This is a genomic window from Silvibacterium dinghuense (assembly GCF_004123295.1).
In the GTDB taxonomy this organism is placed as follows: Bacteria; Acidobacteriota; Terriglobia; order Terriglobales; family Acidobacteriaceae; genus Silvibacterium; species Silvibacterium dinghuense.
Genome location: NZ_SDMK01000002.1, coordinates 846285 through 865520 on the forward strand (window position 1 = coordinate 846285; position 19236 = coordinate 865520).

A 19236-nucleotide genomic window follows, 5' to 3' on the forward strand; every position below is an offset into this window, starting at 1 on the left:
CTTTCTGCATTTCCAAAACGCGCAGGCCCGGCTTTCACCGCCGGGCCTGTGCCTGTTTACGGCTCAAAATGGCATAGTACGCGCGAAAATCAGGCCGATCCTGCAACCCCTGGGTGGCTGCGGCGTATCTCAATGCGGGTATAGCTAAATGTGAAAGGAGCGCCATCATGAATGCGATCAAGTTCTGGGCAGTGTTTACCGTGGGGGTGGCCGCCGGCGCGGCCGTTGCGTTGATCTATGCGCCGCAGTCGGGAGAAAAGACCCGGCGTCAGCTCAAACGCAACTTCGAGGATGCAACGGACTACATCAAGGACGCAGCCGACACCCTCGGCGATCACGCGGAAAAGTATGTGAAAAAGGGCAAGGGGCTGGTAGATGACGTCGTGGACTCCGCCTCGAACGCTGTCAGCGCGGCAAAGAAGGTTGTACAGATTTAATGCCGAAAGCGCTCGCAGAAAACAGAAAAGCCAGACCCGCGCGGGTCTGGCTTTTCTGTTTTCTGTTTGAAGACGTTGCGCTACGAGACCTGTTGGACTGGTTCCTGTTTTACGCTGGCCACGCGCGAAGCCGCCACCGACTGCGCATGGGCGCGAAAGACGGTGAAGGCCAGCCTGCAAATCCCGTAGGCCGCCAGGACCCCCAGGGCCAACGAGGCGACACTGGCACATACAAGCATCAGGGTATTCATCGCATCCTGCATCATAACTTCCGACTCTGCCTTTGTTCTGCTCGTCCGTAAATGTCCGATCCACCCACAGGCCGGATCGCGGCAGGTTTCTCCGTCTCAACAGAGAGCCTTACCCCTTACGATGACATTGTGGCAGAGAGAGTGCTCCGGGCGGCTATAAATTGACCCAACTTTCTGTTGCCGAATAAGATACCGGAAGGGGATCTGAGGCCATCTTCAAGCTTCCGCTGAAGTTTTGCAACGTCCTGAACCGCCTTCCAGCGCGTGTCGACGAAAATTCATAATCGCCGGGTCCCGATCAATTCCATGTCCATTACACACATCACGGTGCGCGGGGCGCGGCAGCATAATCTTCGCGACATCAGCGTTCAAATTCCACGCAACACGCTCACGGTCGTCACCGGACTCTCGGGCTCGGGCAAGTCTTCGCTCGCTTTTGACACCATCTACGCCGAGGGCCAGCGCCGTTATGTGGAAACGCTATCGGCCTACGCGCGCCAGTTTCTCGACCAGATCGAACGGCCGGACGTGGACTCGATCGAAGGCCTGAGCCCGGCTATCTCCATCGAGCAGAAGACCACCAGCCGCAGCCCGCGTTCGACCGTCGGCACCATCACGGAGATCTACGACTACCTGCGCCTGCTCTACGCCTCGGTCGGCTCGCCCCACTGCCCCAACTGCGGCAAGGAGATTTCGCGCCAATCAGCGGAGCAGATCGTCGAGCGCATTCTCGCCCTCGGCCAGGGCGAGCGCGTCACCATCTACGCGCCCATCGTGCGCGGCCGCAAGGGAGAATTCAAAGATCTGCTCGACAAGATCGAGCAACAGGGCTTCCGCGCTCGCATCGACGGCGAGCTGCGCGATCTCTCCGAGCCCATCGCGCTCGAAAAGCGCAAGAACCACACCATCGAGGCCGCGGTCTATCGCGCCGTCCTCAAGCCCGGCATCGAGAAGGCGCTCGAAGCCTCGGTCGCCAAGGCTTTGCAGATGGCCAACGGCCTGGTGCTCGTGGCCACGCAACACAGCGAGCAGCTCTACTCCTCGTCGATGGCCTGCCCCGACTGTGGCCTCGACATCCCCAAGCTCGAGCCGCGAAGCTTCTCGTTCAACTCCACCTACGGCGCATGCCCCGAGTGCCACGGCCTGGGCAGCATCTACGACTTCGATCCGGCGAAGATCATCAACGACTGGTCGAAGCCGCTGCTCGACGGCGCGCTCGGGCCAGGATCTTCATCGCAGTATTTGCTGAAGCTGATCAAGCTCGCCGCCGACCGCTACAAGATCGACCTGAAGAAGCCCTTCGACCAGCTCACGGAAAAACAGCAGGAGTTGCTGCTCTACGGGCCTCCGAAGAGCGAAGCGCCGCGCACCGGCTTCCACGGTATCCTCGCCTACCTGCGCGACTCACTCGAGGAGTCGAAGTCCGACGCCTACCGCGAGTGGATGATGCAGTACATGTCGGCCTCCACCTGCCCTGTCTGCAAAGGCCGCAGGCTGCGGCCGGAGTCGCTCGCCGTCAAGGTGGGCGGGCTCTCCATCGCTGACTTCACTGCCCTGCCGCTGAACCGCGCCCTCGACGCCGCCCGCGCCATCTCCTTCTCTTCGCGCGACGCTCTCATCGCAGAGCGCCTCCGTCGCGAGGTCGTCGAACGCCTCGAATTCCTCGTCGCCGTCGGTCTCAGCTATCTCGCGCTCGACCGTAACGCCGCGACGCTCTCCGGTGGCGAAGGCCAGCGCATCCGGCTTGCCACGCAGATCGGCTCACACCTCCGCGGCGTGCTCTACGTGCTCGACGAGCCCTCTATCGGCCTGCACCAGCGCGACAACCAGAAGCTCATCGTGGCCCTCGAATCGCTGCGCGACCTCGGCAACACCGTCCTCGTCGTCGAGCACGACGAAGACACCATTCGCCGCGCCGACTACGTACTCGACCTCGGCCCCGGCGCGGGCAAACTGGGCGGCCACGTCGTCGCCGAAGGCACGCCGGCCGAGATCATGGGCACAGCAGCCTCGCTCACCGGCCGCTATCTCTCCGGCGAGACGGCGATCCTGCATCGCGAAGCACCTCGTCCGCTGGCAGACAAATGGATCACCGTGGAAGGCGCGCGCAGTCACAATCTCAAGGACCTGACAGCGAAGTTCCCCCTCGGTATCATGACTGTGGTGACCGGCGTCTCCGGCTCCGGCAAGAGCACGCTGGTTAACGACATCCTCTACCGCGCGCTCGCCAAGGAACTCTACGGCTCACGCGAAGAACCCGGCGAATACAAGAAGGTCACCGGCTTCGAGAATATCGACAAGGCCATCCGCATCGATCAGTCGCCCATCGGTCGCACACCGCGCTCGAACCCTGCGACCTACACCGGAGTCTTCACCGCTATCCGCGATCTCTTCGCCATGCTGCCCGAGTCGCGCGAGCGCGGCTACAAGGCCGGTCGCTTCTCCTTCAACGTGGCCGGAGGACGCTGCGAAGCCTGCCAGGGCGACGGCCAGCGCCGCATCGAGATGAACTTCCTGCCCGACGTCTACGTGCAGTGCGAGGTTTGTAACGGTCGCCGTTACAATCACGAGACCCTGGCCGTGAAGTTCAACGGCTACTCCATCGCGGACATCCTCGACCTCGCCATCGAAGACGCTTTGCCCGTGCTCGCCGACATTCCGCAGGTCAAGATCAAGCTGCAGACGCTGGTCGATGTCGGCCTCGGCTACATCCATCTCGGCCAGGCGGCAACCACGCTCTCCGGCGGTGAGGCGCAGCGCATGAAGCTGGCCCGCGAGCTCTCCAAGCGCCAGACCGGACGGACGCTCTACCTGCTCGACGAGCCAACCACCGGACTGCACTTCGACGATGTGCGCAAACTGCTCGAAGTACTGCACCGCCTCACCGACCTCGGCAATACGATCCTCATCATCGAGCACAACCTCGACGTCATTCGCAACGCCGACTGGCTGGTCGATCTCGGCCCCGAAGGCGGCGAAGGCGGAGGCCAGATCATCGCTGAGGGCACACCCGAGCAGGTGGCACAGATAAAAGGCTCGCACACCGGCGAGTTCCTGAAGCGCTATTATGAGGCGACCGGGATGGAGACCGCTGCGCCGAAGAACGCTCCCAAACGGCGCAAGGGAACAAAGAAAGACTGGGTGCAATGACGCCGCTCGAGGATGACCTGCAGACAGAACATCCCCAGGAAGCCTCCGGCTTCCCTGCTGTAGCCGTTCCCACGCCCACATTTGGCACTGTATCCGGCGAGAACGTGCCACCATTCCCCGCCGAGTTCTTCCGTCCGCGGATGACCCCCAACATCGGCCACACCGCACTCTTTTTCTTGCTCGCGTTTATCGCGCTGCTCATCGGCCAGAGCCTTGGGATATTCCTCTTCCAGCAGCTGCATTTCTTCGGCCACCAGACACTCCGCCAGCTGGCGAATGCCGCGCAGGACGATCCACGTGTCAGCCTGCCGGTGCAGGGCTTCTCTTACGCGCTGGTTGCACTCGTGGTGATTCCCACCTTCTCCCTGCTGTGGCATGAGCCATTTCGCATCGGCATTCACTGGAACGCCGACGTCGCCCGGCGGCGTTTCCTCATACTTGCCCTCGGCGGACTCGGTTCGGGCTTCGGTATCGGTCTCCTCGGCAACTTTCTACCCATGCCGAAAGATCCGCCCATCATGCAGGACATCATGCATTCGCCCCTCGGCGCATGGATGATGCTCATCTTCGGAGTCACCATCGCGCCATTGCTCGAAGAGCTGGCCTTCCGCGGCTTCCTGCTGCCCAGCCTGGTCAACGGCGTCCGCTGGCTCGAGCGCGAGCAGATCATCGGCCCGGCAGCGGCACGCCTCGTCGGCATCCCTGTCTCCATATTGATCACCAGCCTCGGCTTTGCCATCATGCACTCGCCGCAGGTTTCGCATGCCTGGGGACCGCTGGTGCTCATCGGCGGCGTCAGCATTGTGCTGTGCATCGTGCGCCTCACCCTCGACTCGCTTGCCGCCTCCGTAGTCGTGCACGCGGCCTACAACTTCACCCTCTTCGCGGGCATGATCGCCGCTACCGGCGGCTTCCGGCACCTCGAACGGCTTACGACGTAAACCTGCGCCGGGCTACAATTTCTCTGATGACTACCAGCAACCGCGACGCGCTTCTGCACCTGCTCTCCCGGATTTCCTTCAAGCTTGGCGATTTCACGCTCTCTTCCGGCGCGAAGAGCGACTATTACATCGACTGCCGCATCACCACACTGCACGCTGAGGGAGCGCGCCTCACCGGCCTGGCGCTGCTCGACCTGCTGCACCAGCACAAGCTGAGCCCAGCAGCCGTGGGCGGCCTCACCATGGGCGCCGATCCGGTCGTCTCCGCCGTCTCGATCGCCAGTGCGTGGCGCGCCGCCGAACACCCCAACAACCATCATCCGCTGATACACGGTTTCCTCGTGCGCAAGGCCGAGAAAGCCCACGGCACCGGCCGCCGCATCGAAGGCTTCTTTGAAGAAGGCGCCCCCGTAGTCATCGTCGATGACGTCTGCACCACCGGCGCTTCCACCATCAACGCGATTGATGCCGCGAAGCAGGCTGGCATGAAGGTGATCGGCGCTCTCTGCCTGGTCGAGCGTGAAGCCAAAGGCCGCGCCGCGGTCGAGGCCGCCTGCGAAGGTGCGCCCTTCCTCAGCCTCTACACTGCGAACGATGTCCGTGCCGCGCACGTAGCGCAACTCGCGATGTAGTCTGCCTCTAAAAGCAAAAAGAAAGCGGGGCGCCGGTGACCGGCGCCCCGCTTTCTTTTTCTCTCAACACGCTCTTACAAGGCCCTACTGATTGCTGCTTTCTGCAGGCATCCTCAGGCTGCTCGTCTGCGCGGGAGCTGTAGGCTCCTGCCCAGTCATGTTCGAGAGAAGCTGAATGTCGACACGGCGATTCTTGGCCCGTCCTGCGGCCGTGGAGTTGGTAGCAACCTCCTTATCCTTGCCGATACCGATCAGGTAGAACTTATGTGCCGGAACGTTGTACTTCGACGCAAGATACTGCACCACCGCCTGGGCGCGGCGCTGGCTCAGATCGTAGTTGTAGGCCGCGGAACCCGTCGAGTCGGTGCCGCCGGTGACCTCGAGGATGTAGCCCTTCACGCCCTGCAGTTGCCCGGCAAACTGGTCGAGCTGCTGCTTATCGACTCGCGTCAACTCCGCCTTGTCGAAGCCGAAGTTCACCGAGGCCGCCGTCACCTGCTGATAGCTGTCGAGGTTCGCCACCACGCTGGCCAGTGAATCCGCGCGGTTCACTGCATCCTGCGCCGACTGCTGTGCCTGTCCTGCAGCCTGGTTCGCGGTTTGTGCCTGCTGGTTGGCCTGGTTCGCAGAGTTCTGCGCCTGCGCGATGCCCGCCTGTGCGCGCTGGTCCACGTCATGGATATTGCGGTTGTTGCGGGCGGTGGCGTCGTCCAGCTCGTTGGTCTGCTGGATGATGGGGGTCGTCTGGCTGCGGACGTAATTCTTGGTGGTGCAGCCGGTCACCAGGAAGAGAGAAAGTGCTCCCAATGCAGAGGCGCTGAAAAGACCTGGGATGTGCTGGCTACGAGTCATCTTGTCTCACTCCATTCTCCGCGGCTTCTTTCGTCGCGCCGCGCGAGTCTTATTCGTTCGGACCCTCCCTGTCTTGCATCCCGTTGATTGGAAACACACCAACGGCCGCAGGGTGCCCGTTGCCAATATGAGATGCACGACTCGGGCCAAAAAGAGAATGCTCTTATTAACTTCTTTTTCATGTATTAGATACACAAAATGACAGGTAACAGTACTACGCCCGGCTCGCCTTTATGACCGGTAATTTTTACCTGATTGATGGCAGAGTGTGCGCGAATCTCTCCCTATCGGCTCGGTCTACACTGGAAGAGAAGGCGAATGGATCTCGAGCAGAAAATCCGGACACTGCCGGCAAAACCCGGCGTTTACCTCTATAAAAATGCCGAGGGCGAGGTCATCTACGTCGGGAAGGCTAAGAACCTCCGCTCCCGCGTCCGCTCCTACCTGCTCGAAGCCTCGCAGGCCAATGCCAAAACCGGCTCGCTCATGCGCGAGGCCGTCGACGTCGACTACATCATGGTTGCCAACGAGCACGAGGCCCTCGCGCTCGAAAACAACCTCATCAAGCAGCGTAAGCCGCGCTTCAACATCCTGCTGCGCGATGACAAGACCTATCCGTACGTAAAGCTCACGCTCGCCGACCGCTATCCCAAGGTCTTCGTCACCCGCCGCCTGCGCAAGGACGGCGGCGCCTATTACGGTCCGTACTTCCCCGGCAATCTCGCCTACCGCATTGCCGAGCTCATCCATCGCAGCTTCCTGCTGCCCAGCTGCAAGCTCGACCTGCGCCGCTACTACCCGCGCCCCTGCCTGCAGTACTACATCAAGCGCTGTCTCGGCCCCTGCGTCGAGGGCCTGACTACTCCCGAGGCCTACCGCGAGTCCGTCCGCGATGCGCAGATGTTTCTCGAAGGCCGTGCCGACGATCTTGAGAAATCCTTACAACAGCGCATGGAAGAAGCCGCCATGGCCGAGCAGTACGAATTGGCGGCCAAGTACCGCGACCTGCTCATCACCATCAGCCAATTGCAGGAAAAGCAGCGTATCGCCACAGTCGAGAACGATGACGCCGATGTCTTCGGCTATCACTACGAGAACGGCATGCTCGCCGTGAACCTCTTCCATATGCGCGGCGGCAAGATCGTCGATCGGCGCGAGTTTTTCTGGGAAGACCTGCAGGAGCTCGAGCTTTTCGAGTCCGCAATAGAGGAAGACGAAGAACAGCCGGCCATGGCGGCATCAACCGATTTCCAGGCTGGAGCCGTCTTCTCCGCACTGCTCAAGCAGCTCTACATCGATCAGAATTACGTGCCACGTACGGTATATCTGCCGGTGGAGTTTGCCGACCGCCCCGCGCTCGCGGCTTTACTTGCTGAGCACTCCGGCCATCGCGTCGATATCGCTGTGCCGGTGCGCGGCGAGCGCCGCTCGCTCGTCGACCTCGCCGGTCAGAATGCCAAGCAGAGCTACGACCAGCGCTTTCGCGTGATGCAGCCGACCGAGAAGCTGATTCAGGAATCGCTGCAGGACATCCTCATGCTGCCCGAGCTGCCGCGCCGCATCGAGTGCTTCGACATTTCTCACATCCAGGGAGCGGAAACCGTCGCCTCCATGGTGGTGTGGGAGAGCGGCGGCATGAAGAAATCCGACTACCGCAAGTTCAAGATCAAAACCGTCGAAGGCGTTGACGATTTCGCCTCCATGCGCGAAGTCATCACGCGCCGCTACAAGCGGCTTCAGGAAGAAAATCAGCCGATGCCCAGCCTGATTCTCGTCGACGGCGGCCTCGGCCAATTGCACGCCGCCGCGGAGGCGCTCGAGGATCTGGGCCTCACCACGCAACCGCTCGCATCCATCGCGAAACGCGAAGAGCTGATCTATCTCTACGGCCAGGAGGACGAGCCCATCGTCCTCGAGCGCCGGTCGCCTGTGTTGCACTTAATCCAGCGCGTGCGCGACGAATCGCACCGCTTCGCCATCACCTACCATCGCAAGCGCCGCGAGATGCGCGACCGCGATTCGGAACTGCTTGGCATCCCCGGTGTCGGCGCGCGCACCCGCACCCGCCTCATCGAACACTTCGGCAGCCTGCGCAGCGTACAGCAGGCCGACCTCGCCGCCCTCACCGCAGTCGTGCCGCAGAAAATTGCTGAAGCGATCTATGCGCACTTCCATGCGGAGGAAGCAGAGGCCACGCTGCCGATTCTCGGTCAATAAGCGGTAAACAGAGCCGGACCAAACGGGTGGCCAACTCAAGCCTCTGCTGCTTGAGTGGTGAAGCACGAACCCCAACACAAACCCTGGTTCAGAGATTCAGGCCCGTTGGTCCCCCACATCTCAAAGAGCACGAGATGTGGGGGACCAACGGGTTTAGAGCATTGGGTTGTCAAAGTCCGCGATGAATTGGATTCCCTGAATATGTAACCGATGCAGTTGCTTATCGCCGGTCAAGAAAAGGTCGATCCCAGCTGAAGCAGCGCAGGCCAGGTGAATGGCATCCGGAGCTTTCAGCTTGTGCGTGGCCCGCAGTTCGCTGAAAGGTTCAACCGCACCTTCATCAAACGGCAGGTATACAAAGCCCATTTCATCCAACGTCGCGCGGATCAACTTGCGCCGCCCCTCATCCTTAGACTTCGAGCTGCCTGCCATGATCTCTCCGAGAGCCAGGTAGCTCGTATAGAGCCGATCTCCCCGTTCGTAGGCGCGCTTCAGGAGGTGAGCCATCCGAAGCCTATGCTTCGGATGGTCCTCCAGGATATAAATCAGCATCATCGTGTCCCAGTAGATGCGGCTCATCGTGCGTCCTCATCCTCCTCCGAGCGCACCCAGCGGATGAAGCCCTCCGCGCCGCCATAGCTGGCAATCTCGTCACGCAAGACGCCGCGAATCTTTGCAATGAGCCGGTCAGCCTTGTCCTTAGGCGTTTCAATGATGGAAGAGTCAGAAGGTGGCATAATCGATCTTGAAATGGAGCCTCCATTCTCCCGAATCACACGGTAATGCACGACTACCGTAGTCCCCTGCTTTTTTTCAGGCCCGTCCACACGAACAATTTCGAGATTTTGTTCGCGCAGAAACTTCTGCGCCTGAATGGCGCTGCATATCTGAGGAATGTGATTTCTGGGAAAACCCTCCCCGTCCAGTGTTTCGCTTAATCCGCGCACAGGAATCGAGAATTCGTTCTTCCCCGACTTACGTGCGGGCCGGATATACATCGAAACTGCCACTTCACGCACTTTATCGCTGAGCTTCGACATTACTCGCTCCTCCTGCAGGTAGCCTTCCGATAAGACAGTCTCATACATACAGTATTTTGTCAAAAAATATATGTATATGTTTTATATGGAACCATCCGGGAGGCACACTCGTACTGGAGCGAGTGACCGAATCCCGACTACCGCAGCCCCAACTCCGCGCCATCCTCCCGCTCGCGCTCGCCTTCGCCGCGCTGAAGATCGCCATCCACATCGTGACCAACGTGATGGCACAGCGCGCCGGCTACGGCATCTTCCGCGACGAAATGTACTACCTGATGTGCGGGCGCCACCTGGCTTTCGGCTATGTCGACCAACCACCGCTCGTCGCAGTCATGGCTCGCGCGACGGACATACTCTTCGGCTATCAGCACATGTGGTCGCTGCGGCTTTTTCCGGCCATCGCCGGCGGGGTCAAGGTGCTGCTCACCGGCCTCATGGTCTGGGCACTCGGCGGAGAACGCCGTGCAGCCGCGCTGGCCATGCTTGGCGTGACGGTTTCTGCGATCTACCTCGGAATCGACAGCTTCCTCTCCATGAACTGCCTCGACCCGATGTTCTGGCTGGCCTGCATGCTGGCTCTCCTGCGCATCGTGCAGGCGGAGTCGCCGGTTGCAGTGCGGAACTGGTGGCTGGTGCTTGGCGTGAGCGCCGGGCTCGGGCTCGAGAGCAAGGTCTCCGAAGTCTTCTTCCTCGTCTGCACGCTTATTGCGCTGCTGCTCACGCCGCAACGCCGCATTCTCTTCAACCGCTGGTTTGCCGCAGCCGTGGGCCTCATTGTGCTGCTCGCACTGCCCAACCTGCTCTGGCAGATCCACTACCACTTCCCCACTCTCGAATGGCTACGCACGGTCTCTCACAGCGACAAGGACGTGATCCTCTCCCCACTCGCCTTCCTCCAGGCACAGTGGATCATGCTGCTACCCTCCACCGTGCTGCTCTGGCTGCCGGGTGCGCTCTGGCTGCTCTTCGCACGGGCGGCCAGGCCTTTCCGCTTTGCGGGAATCACTTATGTTCTCTTCCTGCCGCTGATGATCGCACTGCACGCCAAAGACTATTACCTGGCACCGATTTACCCGGTGTATTTCGCGGCGGGCGCCGTGGCATGGTTTCGCTGGACCGGCAGGAGCCGCTGGCGTAATGCGCTGGCCGGAGCCTATGCGGCTCTCATGGTCTTCGGCTTCTTCGTCGCCTTGCCGCTCTCGATCCCCGTACTTCCGCCGCAGCAGTTCATCGCGTATGAAAAGAAGATCGGCTTCGCGCCCAAGGATGCAGAGAATCACGCTCCCACCGTGCTGCCACAGTTCTACGCCGACCGCTTCGGATGGACCGATCTCGTCGCGCAGGTCAACACCATCTATCACGCCTTGCCGCCTGCCGAACAGGCGCGAACCGGAATTCTTGCGCAGAACTATGGCCAGGCCAGCGCCATCAACATCCTTGGTGAACACGATGGCCTGCCCACCGCCATCAGCGGCCATCAAAACTATTGGCTCTGGGGCCCGCGCGGATACACCGGCGAGGAGATGATTGTGCTTTCAAAAGCCTCTCTCGCCGAGATGCAGGAGAATTATGCGTCCTGCAAGGTCGTCGGCATGCGCGATCATCCCCTGGCCATGCCCTGGGAGCGCGGACCGATCTACCTTTGCTATGGCAGGAAAACGACGTATGCGGCAGACTGGAATGAGCTTAAGTACTACTACTGATCCACCTGCCGGAGCTCCCGACCGCATTGAACGAAGCAACGCCGACGCCCGTCCACAACGAGGCTCACACCCACGAGCTTCCCCGCGTGCTGCGCACCTCGCACGCTACCGCCATTGTCGTCGGCACGCTGATCGGCAGCGGCATCTTTCTCGTCCCGCACGAGATGATGCAGGCTACCGGCTCCTCCGGTCTCGTCTATCTGGCGTGGATCGTAGGTGGCCTGCTTTCGCTCTTCGGCGCCATGACCTACGCCGAGCTGAGCACGCTGCAGCCCTACACCGGCGGCGAATACGTCTACCTGCGCGGCGCCTACGGCGATCTCACAGCGTTTCTCTACATGTGGACATGGTTCGCCGTCGCCAAGCCCGCCTCGATCGCCAGCGTCACCACCGGCCTCGCGCGCACGCTCGCTATTTTCCATGCCTTCGCATGGCTGCCCGCTGTCGCCGTGCGCATTCCCTTTGACGTCACCTGGGCGCAGCTCTTCGCCATCGCCGCCACCTGGGGCATCACCGGACTCAATTATCTTGGCATCAAGAAAGCGGGTGACTTCCAGCTCGTCTTCACCTGGCTCAAGGGCCTGCTCATCCTTGTCATTGCCGGATTCTGTTTTGCCTCCGGCATGGGGCACTGGACAAACTTCACCACCGTCTTTACTGGCGCGCATGGCGGCTTCAGCGGATTCATGGTCGCGCTCATCGCTGCGCTCTGGGCCTATGACGGCTGGAATGACCTGACCATGGTCTCAGGCGAAATCCAGCAGCCGGAAAAGAGCCTGCCTATCGCGCTCATCGCCGGTCTCGGCATCGTTGGCGTGCTGTACATGGCGACGAATGCGGCCATCCAGTACATTCTCCCGGCATCAGCCATCGCCGCCGCGCCACGGCCGGCGGTCTCCGCCCTAGCGCTGGTCACCGGACACTGGGGCGCCGCGCTCGTCTCGGCCGTCATGGCGCTGAGCATCTTCGTTACGCTCAACGGCACCATCATGTCCGGCGCGCGCATCCCTTTCGCCGCAGCCAGGGATGGCCTCTTCTTTCGCCGCATGGCGGACATCCATCCGCGCTACCAGAGCCCCTCGACCTCGCTGATCGTGCAGGCGCTGCTGACCACCGGGCTGCTGCTTGCGGTCGGACGCTTTCAGCAGCTCTTCGAGCTGGCTATCTTCGCGGAGTGGCTCTTCTACATGATCACCGCCACAACCATCTTTCACTACCGGAAGAGCGTACCGGAAGCGAAGACCTTCCGCGCCTGGGGATACCCGGTGGTGCCGCTGCTCTTTGTCGCCGCAGCCGCGGTGCTGCTCTACTTCTCCTACGTCGAGAACCTGATGAGTTCACTCCTCGGCACGGCGATCATTCTGCTCGGCATCCCGCTTTTCTTCATCATCCGCCGCAGGATGAACTAAGCGAGCGCCTCATACACCAACCGTGCCGCGGCAAGGTCTTCTGCCGCGACACCGAGCGACTTGTACACCACGCGGCTTCTCGCAGGCCTGGCAACCGTCCCCGCCAGAATCTCTCCCAGCTCTGCATAGATCGGTGCGCCAGAGCTGAGAATGTCACCGGATTCCCTGAGAGCAGCCTCGCGCGACTCCACCACGACCGGCGCCCGCATAGCCTCATCGTCGAGCTCCCGCTTTGCCGGACCGATGGCCCCCACCGCAGCGACAAATGTCTCCGCGCCCAGCCATGCACCGCGGATGAGTGGCTCCGAGAGATTCGCAACACCGAAGACGATATCTGCACCACGCACAGCCTCTTCCGCGCTCATAGCCCGGCCACCGCACTCTGCCGCAAAGCGAACGGCATGTTCCAGAGTCCGGCTCCAAATGCGCACCTCCCGCACTTCACGCACCTGCCGGATCGCCTCCAGGTGTGCGCGCGCCTGCACACCGGACCCGAGAATCGCAACCACACCCGGCACCGCGCGGCTAAAGAGACGCGCTGCGATGGCAGAAACTGCGGCCGTGCGCATCTCCGTGATCAGGCGCCCGTTCATTACCGCCAGAGGCTCTCCCGTCGATGCGCGGAAGAGCTGAATCACCGCCTGATGTGTCGGCAGGTGATGATTGTGCTCGTACACGGTAACCATCTTGAGCCCCATCAGGTCGCCGTCTACTGCGGGCATGAGCCCCATCAGCCCATGGTGCTCTGCAACGGGCAGGAGCGTTCGTACCGGTTGGCGAATCTGTCCCGTAGAAAGCCGGACAAGGGCTGCTTCCAGCGCTGGTAAAAGAGTTTCGTAGCGCAGATGCGGTCGAATCTGGGATTCCGACAGGACAAGCATGGACTTTCAACATAGCAGGACATCTTTTCGCAGTGCAGCACCTCAGACCGGAAGTGTGCTCAGGCTTTCAGAAACAATCATCACGCTGCAGAAAAGAGCCGAAATCGCCAGAAAAATGCAATTCGATGACAAACCATATCTTCGCTCCGCAGTCGATATCACAGAGCAAAACGGAGTTCAAGAATCACTGGAAGCGATCTCAATTCCCCATGCAATTCTGTTGACTTTCCCTTCTATGCCTTCCATGCTGAAGAAGTAAGCTCTAATAACTTGTTGTTAGGGCTTTCATAAAAGCGGATTCGCCGAAAACCGGCAGAATCCCTCTGCGGTACAGAAGTCCCTTTTCCGATTGCTGTCGTGGCACTCACCATCACTGCAACGGTTCTCGTAACACTGCTGCCAGGAAACATCTCGCATGAAGCTTCCGTACCTCTTCAGACCGGACCTGATCGCACTCTCCGTGCTTCTGACCATGGTCTCTTCCTATACGGCCTTTGGCTTCATCGACATCCTTTCGACGACCACGGGACGGCGCCGTCATCTCTGGCTGGTAGCCAGTGCCGCCGCCATGGGCTTCGGCATCTGGTCGATGCACTTTCTCGGCGTGCAGGCCTTTCTTCCTCACGAATCCGCCACGTATTCCATCCCGCTGGTGCTCGTCTCGCTGGGCGGCGCGGTGTTTACCGCTCTTACGGCGCTCTTCGCCGTCGTCCGCAGAACACAAACACCCTTGGTTCAGCTGACCGGCGCCCTGCTCATGGCCGGCGGCATCTTCACGATGCACATCGCCGGCGTAGCGGCCATTCAGGCTTCCCCCGCAGTGTCCTTTCATCCGACCGCGGCCCTGCTTACGGCTCTGGTTACGATTGTCGGCTGTGGAGTGGGCATCAAGCTGGCCGCGCATTCCCAGACGGATCGGGGGAAAGCTCTCCTTTCAAGGAGCATCGGCGCCGTCTTTGCCGGGCTGGGCATGGCTGGCCTGCTTTTCCTGTGCCTGGTCACTGTGTCCCTGCCTGCGCAGTTTGCGCCCCTGCTCCAGCCCTGGATGGGAAGCGCCGACTCACTGAGTGTCGTCGGAGTGGCCGGAGTGACAGCGCTGATCGCTGCCGCTGCCCTGCTCTCTACCTCGATGGACCGGTACCTGGACAAGGAAGCCCGGATCAAGACGGCGATGATCGCCCAGCTGCAAAAGTCGAATGCGCTGCGTGAGGCAATCGTAGACAGCGCTCTGCTGGCCATCATCTCCACCGACTCCAACGGCGTCATCCGTTCCGTCAACCGCGCTGCCGTGCAGATGCTGGGTTATACCGCGGAAGAGATGGTCGGCGGTATGTCCATCCTGCAGTTTCACGATCCTGCCGAGGTGGAAGAGCAGGCCATCCGGCTCAGCGTGCAGTTGCAGCGCGGCATTCCTGCGGATTTCGAAGCGATCACCACACTCACCGGCGACCAGCTGCTGGACGAACGGGAGTGGACCTACCGGTGCTGCGACGGTCACACCGTACCGGTGCGTCTCTCGGTGAGCCCTCTGCAAACCGGCAATCAGCAGAGCGGCGACATGCCCGGCGATCATGGATTTCTCGTCATTGCCCAGGACATTACCGCCCAGAAAAATGCGGAGCAGACCATGCGGCGCATGGCGCTGTACGATCCGCTCACCGGACTGCCCAATCGCACGCTCCTCGAAGAACAGATCATGCGCTCGCTGGCCCTGGCCGGACGCCATCGGCTCCAGGTCTCGCTGGCGGTGATCGATCTGGACCGCTTCAAGCAGATCAACGACTCCCTGGGACGACTGGCCGGCGATGAGGTGCTTCTCGTGCTGGCCCGGAGGCTGGAAGAGGCCGTCCGGACATCGGACATGGTCGTACGCCTGGGCAGCGATGAATTTGTGGTCCTGATGCCCGGCATCGTACACCCCCGCCAGTCACAGGACGTAATGCAGCGCGTACTGCAAGCCCTGTCGGAGCCGATCTTCCTCGAAGGTCAGGAGCTCTACGTCACACCCAGCATCGGCATCAGTGCCTTCCCGAATGACGGGCACGATCTGAACACCCTGCTGCGCAAGGCAGACCGCGCCATGTACAAGGCCAAGTCCAGGGGCCGGAACGCCGTTGCCGTCTTTTCCAGCGAGATCGAAAGTGAGCCGTCCAGCCTGCTGGCCATGGACAGCGCACTGCGGCGTGCGATCAAGCGCAATGAATTCTTCCTCGTCTACCAGCCGATCTTCCACATCGCTACCGGCAATGTCGTCGGCGTGGAAGCCTTGATCCGCTGGCAGCAGCCGGACGGCTCGGTGCTCTCTCCGGTTGAATTTATCCCTCTGGCCGAAGAAACCGGGCTCATCTTCAAGATTGGCGAATGGGTGCTGCGCACCGCATGCGCAAAGATTGGGATGTTCTCGCGGGCAGCCCGCGGCCCGCTGCGGATGGCGGTCAATATCTCGCCCTATCAGTTCCGTGATCCTCAACTGCTGAGCTGTGTGAAGGACACGATGGAGTCTACGGGCATCGAACCGGCTCAGCTCGAGCTGGAGATCACCGAAGGCGTGCTCCTCGATGACAGCAGCGAGGCGGAAGAGACCATTCACAGGCTGCGCGCACTGGGTGTGCAGATTGCCATGGACGACTTCGGCACCGGCTATTCCAGCCTTGGCTATCTGAAGCGCTTCCCTATCGATCGCCTGAAGATCGACCGCTCTTTCGTGACCGGAATGGAAAGCACGCGGAATGACCAGACGCTCACCGAAGCGGTGATCAAGATGGGACACAGCCTGAATGCGCAGGTAACCGCCGAAGGCGTTGAAACAGCGCTTCAGTGGCAGTATCTGCACGAGCAGGGATGCGACGACGCGCAGGGCTTCCACCTCGCCCGGCCGATGCGGGCCGAACAGCTGCTGGAGTTTTTGCTGGACCGGGCTGCACGTGCAGGGGAACAGGAAGCAACCGGCATTCTGGCGCACCTTCCAATCGCCGGCTTTGATGTAAACTAATAGCTGCGAGTCCGATGGTCTTCACGATCCTCCCCGGTCGAATCCCTGCCGCAATCAGGTAGCACGAAGGGTTAAGATTTCGAAGTCCGGCCGCAGTGCGCCGCGCGAACGCGTGCGCCCGACCAGTTTGCTTTGATGAGGAGACGCCTTTCATGGCCAAGATCGCCAAAACCGCAGATCGTAAGAAAGTAATGGACACGTCCAAGAGCACGGATTGTCCGAAGTGCAGCAAGCCGACCCGGATTGTGAAGCGGGTGAAGGACCGTGAGCGCGGCACCCCCGGCGGTGTTTACATTTCCTGCTCGGCCTGCGACTTCTACGAGAAGCTGTAGTCCCGGCTGGTGAAGTTCCCAAGCAAAAAGCCCGGCTTATCGCCGGGCTTTTCTGTTTGGAAAACCTGCTAAGGAGTCACCGCAGGAGCCGTCTCCACCTCTGAGCCAATGTGCAGGAATACATCCCTGCGGCGCGCCCAGAGCACGAGCGCGGCTCCGGCTACGACCGAACCGATGCTGGCCATCTGCGCATTCGTCAGCCCCCAGTAGATCGGCGGATTGATGCGGATGAACTCGACCAGGAAGCGGGCGATGCCGGTCAGGATCAGGTATTCACCCGTAAGCTGCCCGATCGGCTTCGGACGCTCGGGAGCGCCACGGCGCCACAGAAGCCACGCAATGAAGAGCGCAGCAATCAGCTCATAGATCGGCGTGGGATGAACCCGCACTCCGGCCGGCGTAGGAACCAGCCCATTGGGGAAACCCATGCCCCAGGGCAGCGTTGTGGGCTTGCCATAGTCGCCGTCGCCGGAGACCAGGCAGCCGATGCGGCCCACGCCATAACCCACCGCGGCGCATGACGTAGCCAGATCGAGCATCGCCAGCCTGCCGATGCCATAGCTGCGCCCCTGCCACATGAGAGCCAGTATCCCGACGACAAGGCCGCCGAACCAGGCGAATCCGGCGCGGTCAAAGATCGTCGCCAGCGGATGAGCCATGAGCTCATGCGGCTCCTGCAGCACATGCCAGAGCTTGGAACCGATTACGCCGGCCACCGTGCACAGCGCCACGATCCCGATCGCATCGGCATTGATCTTCCAGCGGCGGAAGTTACGGTGGAGCACGAGGCAGGCGCAGACCGCCGCCAGCCAGAGCAGAATTCCGAAGGTGCCGATGCTGAATCGGCCGATATGAATAAAGGGATACATCAGGAGTCTACTGTCTCAAGTATAGCTTTCTTCTTTCAGATATCCTAAGACGGTCGGCAGCCCCATTCCGTGAGCAGCGCTGCTGGCATACTCTTCCCTCGGAGACTCGAACGGTGAGCTCGACCTTGATCCACAAGGATTTTCCTGTCCTGTTCAGCGAAGAACAGATCCACCAGCGCATCGCTGAAATCGGTAAACAGATCGATGCCGATTACGCGGGCAAGAGTGTCGTGCTGATCGGCGTCCTGAAAGGCGCAGCCATCTTTCTCTCCGATCTCGCCCGGGCCATCACCGTGCAATGCACCTTCGACTTCGTCGCAGTCTCGAGCTATGGCAAGGGACAGCGCACCAGCGGCGCGGTCAAGCTCATCAAAGACCTCGACCAGCCGATCGAAGGCAAGCACATCATCGTCGTCGAGGACATCCTGGACACAGGACTGACGCTGAACTTTCTGCGTAGTCTTTTTGGACAGCACCGCCCAGCCAGCCTGCGCATCGCAGCGCTTCTCGATAAGCCCTCGCGCCGCCTCGAACAGATCGAGGCCGACTATGTCGGATTCAAGATTCCGAATCACTTTGTCATCGGCTACGGCATGGATTACGCCGAACGCTTCCGCAACGTGCCCGATATCCGGCTGATGCCCCCAGACTATCCCGAACTGCACTAACGCCGGAAAGGCTTCAGGCGCGGTCCGGACAGGAGTTGTTATATGTCCACCTCTACCCTCGCATCCCAGCAACTGGAATCCGGTGAATTTCCTTCTTATGACGCCGAGGCCTTTGCCCGGCAGGCATTGAGCAGCCCGGCCGCACTGGCTGCGGTCATCGACCACACCCTGCTCAAGCCCGAAGCCACGCGCGAGCAGGCTCTGAAGCTCGCCCGCGAAGCCGCCGAATTTCGCTTCGCCTGCGCCATGGTGAATCCGGTCTGGACAGGACTGGTAGCCGCTGAACTTGCCGGAACTGGTATCCCCGTAGGCGTGGTGGTCGGCTTTCCTCTCGGTGCGAACCTGACCAGCACCAAGCGCGAAGAGACGTCCGCCCTGCTGCGGCTCGGCGCGAAGGAAATCGACATGGTACTGAGCATCGGACTGTTGAAGTCCGGCGAGACGACACGGGTCGCACGCGATATCGAAGCTGTCGTCGAAGTCAGCCATGATGCCGGCGCCATCGTGAAGGTCATCCTCGAAACCTGCCTGCTGACCACCGAAGAAAAGATTCTCGCCTCTGAGATTGCCTGCGCGGCCGGTGTGGATTTCCTCAAGACCAGCACCGGCTTCTCAACCTCCGGAGCCACAGCACAGGATGTAGCCCTGCTGCGCGGTGTGGCGGGCTCACGCTGCGGTGTGAAGGCCTCCGGCGGCATCCGCACGCTGGCCGACGCGCGCACCATGCTCGAAGCCGGCGCTAACCGGATCGGCGCCAGCGCGAGCGTGGCCATTGTGCAGGCACTCACAAGCCAGGCAATCTGAGCGTTCCCTTTCAGCCCGCTTCTATTGCGTATCCAGACCGATGAGGACGCTTGCCGCG

At 61.0% G+C, this 19236-nt stretch carries 17 protein-coding genes; 12 read left to right on the plus strand and 5 right to left on the minus strand.

The window, feature by feature from the left end; translation table 11 throughout:
- Positions 1-167 precede the first annotated feature (167 nt).
- The 4 genes from ESZ00_RS12725 to pyrE all read left to right on the plus strand — a co-directional run bounded on the left by ESZ00_RS12725 (position 168) and on the right by pyrE (position 5411).
- Positions 168-437 carry a YtxH domain-containing protein gene (locus ESZ00_RS12725; protein ID WP_129208633.1) on the plus strand — a complete coding sequence of 90 codons (270 nt, stop codon included), beginning with the start codon at positions 168-170 and terminating at the stop codon, positions 435-437.
- 557 nt (positions 438-994) lie between these two features.
- A complete protein-coding gene (gene uvrA, locus ESZ00_RS12735) occupies positions 995-3838 on the plus strand; it encodes an excinuclease ABC subunit UvrA (RefSeq protein ID WP_129208635.1) in 2844 nt (947 codons plus the stop codon).
- Complete coding sequence (locus tag ESZ00_RS12740) at positions 3835-4779, plus strand: CPBP family intramembrane glutamic endopeptidase (RefSeq protein WP_129208636.1); 945 nt, start codon at positions 3835-3837, stop codon at positions 4777-4779. Before uvrA ends, ESZ00_RS12740 begins: the two co-directional genes overlap by 4 nt.
- A gap of 26 nt (positions 4780-4805) precedes the next feature.
- Positions 4806-5411, plus strand: a complete 606-nt coding sequence (gene pyrE / locus ESZ00_RS12745; RefSeq protein WP_129208637.1) for an orotate phosphoribosyltransferase — start codon at positions 4806-4808, stop codon at positions 5409-5411.
- Positions 5412-5495: 84 nt separating this feature from the next.
- Here pyrE and ESZ00_RS12750 read toward each other — a convergent pair whose 3' ends face one another.
- Complete coding sequence (locus ESZ00_RS12750; protein WP_129208638.1) at positions 5496-6263, minus strand: OmpA family protein; 768 nt, start codon at positions 6261-6263, stop codon at positions 5496-5498.
- A gap of 318 nt (positions 6264-6581) precedes the next feature.
- On the opposite strand from ESZ00_RS12750, the gene uvrC reads away from it, so the two are divergent.
- A complete protein-coding gene (uvrC, locus tag ESZ00_RS12755) occupies positions 6582-8480 on the plus strand; it encodes an excinuclease ABC subunit UvrC (protein ID WP_129208639.1) in 1899 nt (632 codons plus the stop codon).
- Between the two features lie 153 nt (positions 8481-8633).
- Here the strand turns inward: uvrC and ESZ00_RS12760 are convergent, their stop codons facing one another.
- Together ESZ00_RS12760 and ESZ00_RS12765 are read right to left on the minus strand one after the other, a co-directional pair.
- Complete coding sequence (locus tag ESZ00_RS12760) at positions 8634-9059, minus strand: type II toxin-antitoxin system VapC family toxin (protein ID WP_129208640.1); 426 nt, start codon at positions 9057-9059, stop codon at positions 8634-8636.
- A complete protein-coding gene (locus ESZ00_RS12765) occupies positions 9056-9520 on the minus strand; it encodes a hypothetical protein (RefSeq protein ID WP_129208641.1) in 465 nt (154 codons plus the stop codon). Before ESZ00_RS12765 ends, ESZ00_RS12760 begins: the two co-directional genes overlap by 4 nt.
- A 122-nt stretch (positions 9521-9642) precedes the next feature.
- On the opposite strand from ESZ00_RS12765, the gene ESZ00_RS12770 reads away from it, so the two are divergent.
- Together ESZ00_RS12770 and ESZ00_RS12775 are read left to right on the plus strand one after the other, a co-directional pair.
- Positions 9643-11223 (plus strand): glycosyltransferase family 39 protein, encoded by a 1581-nt coding sequence (locus ESZ00_RS12770; protein ID WP_129208642.1) that lies wholly within the window; start codon positions 9643-9645, stop codon positions 11221-11223.
- 26 nt (positions 11224-11249) lie between these two features.
- The gene (locus ESZ00_RS12775; protein ID WP_129208643.1) at positions 11250-12632 is read left to right on the plus strand and encodes an APC family permease; all 1383 of its coding nucleotides are present in this window, start codon (positions 11250-11252) and stop codon (positions 12630-12632) included.
- Here the strand turns inward: ESZ00_RS12775 and ESZ00_RS12780 are convergent.
- Positions 12629-13513, minus strand: a complete 885-nt coding sequence (locus ESZ00_RS12780) for an ornithine cyclodeaminase family protein (protein WP_129208644.1) — start codon at positions 13511-13513, stop codon at positions 12629-12631. The genes ESZ00_RS12775 and ESZ00_RS12780 overlap by 4 nt on opposite strands.
- Between ESZ00_RS12780 and ESZ00_RS12785 the strand changes: the two genes are divergently transcribed.
- The 3 genes from ESZ00_RS12785 to ESZ00_RS12795 all read left to right on the plus strand — a co-directional run bounded on the left by ESZ00_RS12785 (position 13512) and on the right by ESZ00_RS12795 (position 16837).
- Positions 13512-13772 carry a hypothetical protein gene (locus ESZ00_RS12785; protein ID WP_129208645.1) on the plus strand — a complete coding sequence of 87 codons (261 nt, stop codon included), beginning with the start codon at positions 13512-13514 and terminating at the stop codon, positions 13770-13772. The two genes, ESZ00_RS12780 and ESZ00_RS12785, sit on opposite strands and share 2 nt — an antisense overlap.
- A gap of 156 nt (positions 13773-13928) precedes the next feature.
- Entirely contained in the window at positions 13929-16505 is a 2577-nt protein-coding gene (locus tag ESZ00_RS12790; protein ID WP_129208646.1) for an EAL domain-containing protein, read from the plus strand.
- A gap of 152 nt (positions 16506-16657) precedes the next feature.
- Complete coding sequence (locus tag ESZ00_RS12795) at positions 16658-16837, plus strand: Rcat domain-containing protein (protein WP_129208647.1); 180 nt, start codon at positions 16658-16660, stop codon at positions 16835-16837.
- A gap of 68 nt (positions 16838-16905) precedes the next feature.
- On the opposite strand, the gene ESZ00_RS12800 is transcribed toward ESZ00_RS12795, so the two are convergent.
- Positions 16906-17706, minus strand: a complete 801-nt coding sequence (locus ESZ00_RS12800; RefSeq protein WP_129208648.1) for a prolipoprotein diacylglyceryl transferase — start codon at positions 17704-17706, stop codon at positions 16906-16908.
- Between the two features lie 113 nt (positions 17707-17819).
- Between ESZ00_RS12800 and hpt the strand changes: the two genes are divergently transcribed.
- Together hpt and deoC are read left to right on the plus strand one after the other, a co-directional pair.
- Entirely contained in the window at positions 17820-18374 is a 555-nt protein-coding gene (gene hpt, locus ESZ00_RS12805) for a hypoxanthine phosphoribosyltransferase (protein WP_129208649.1), read from the plus strand.
- Between the two features lie 42 nt (positions 18375-18416).
- Complete coding sequence (deoC, locus tag ESZ00_RS12810; protein ID WP_129208650.1) at positions 18417-19178, plus strand: deoxyribose-phosphate aldolase; 762 nt, start codon at positions 18417-18419, stop codon at positions 19176-19178.
- Positions 19179-19236 lie beyond the last annotated feature (58 nt).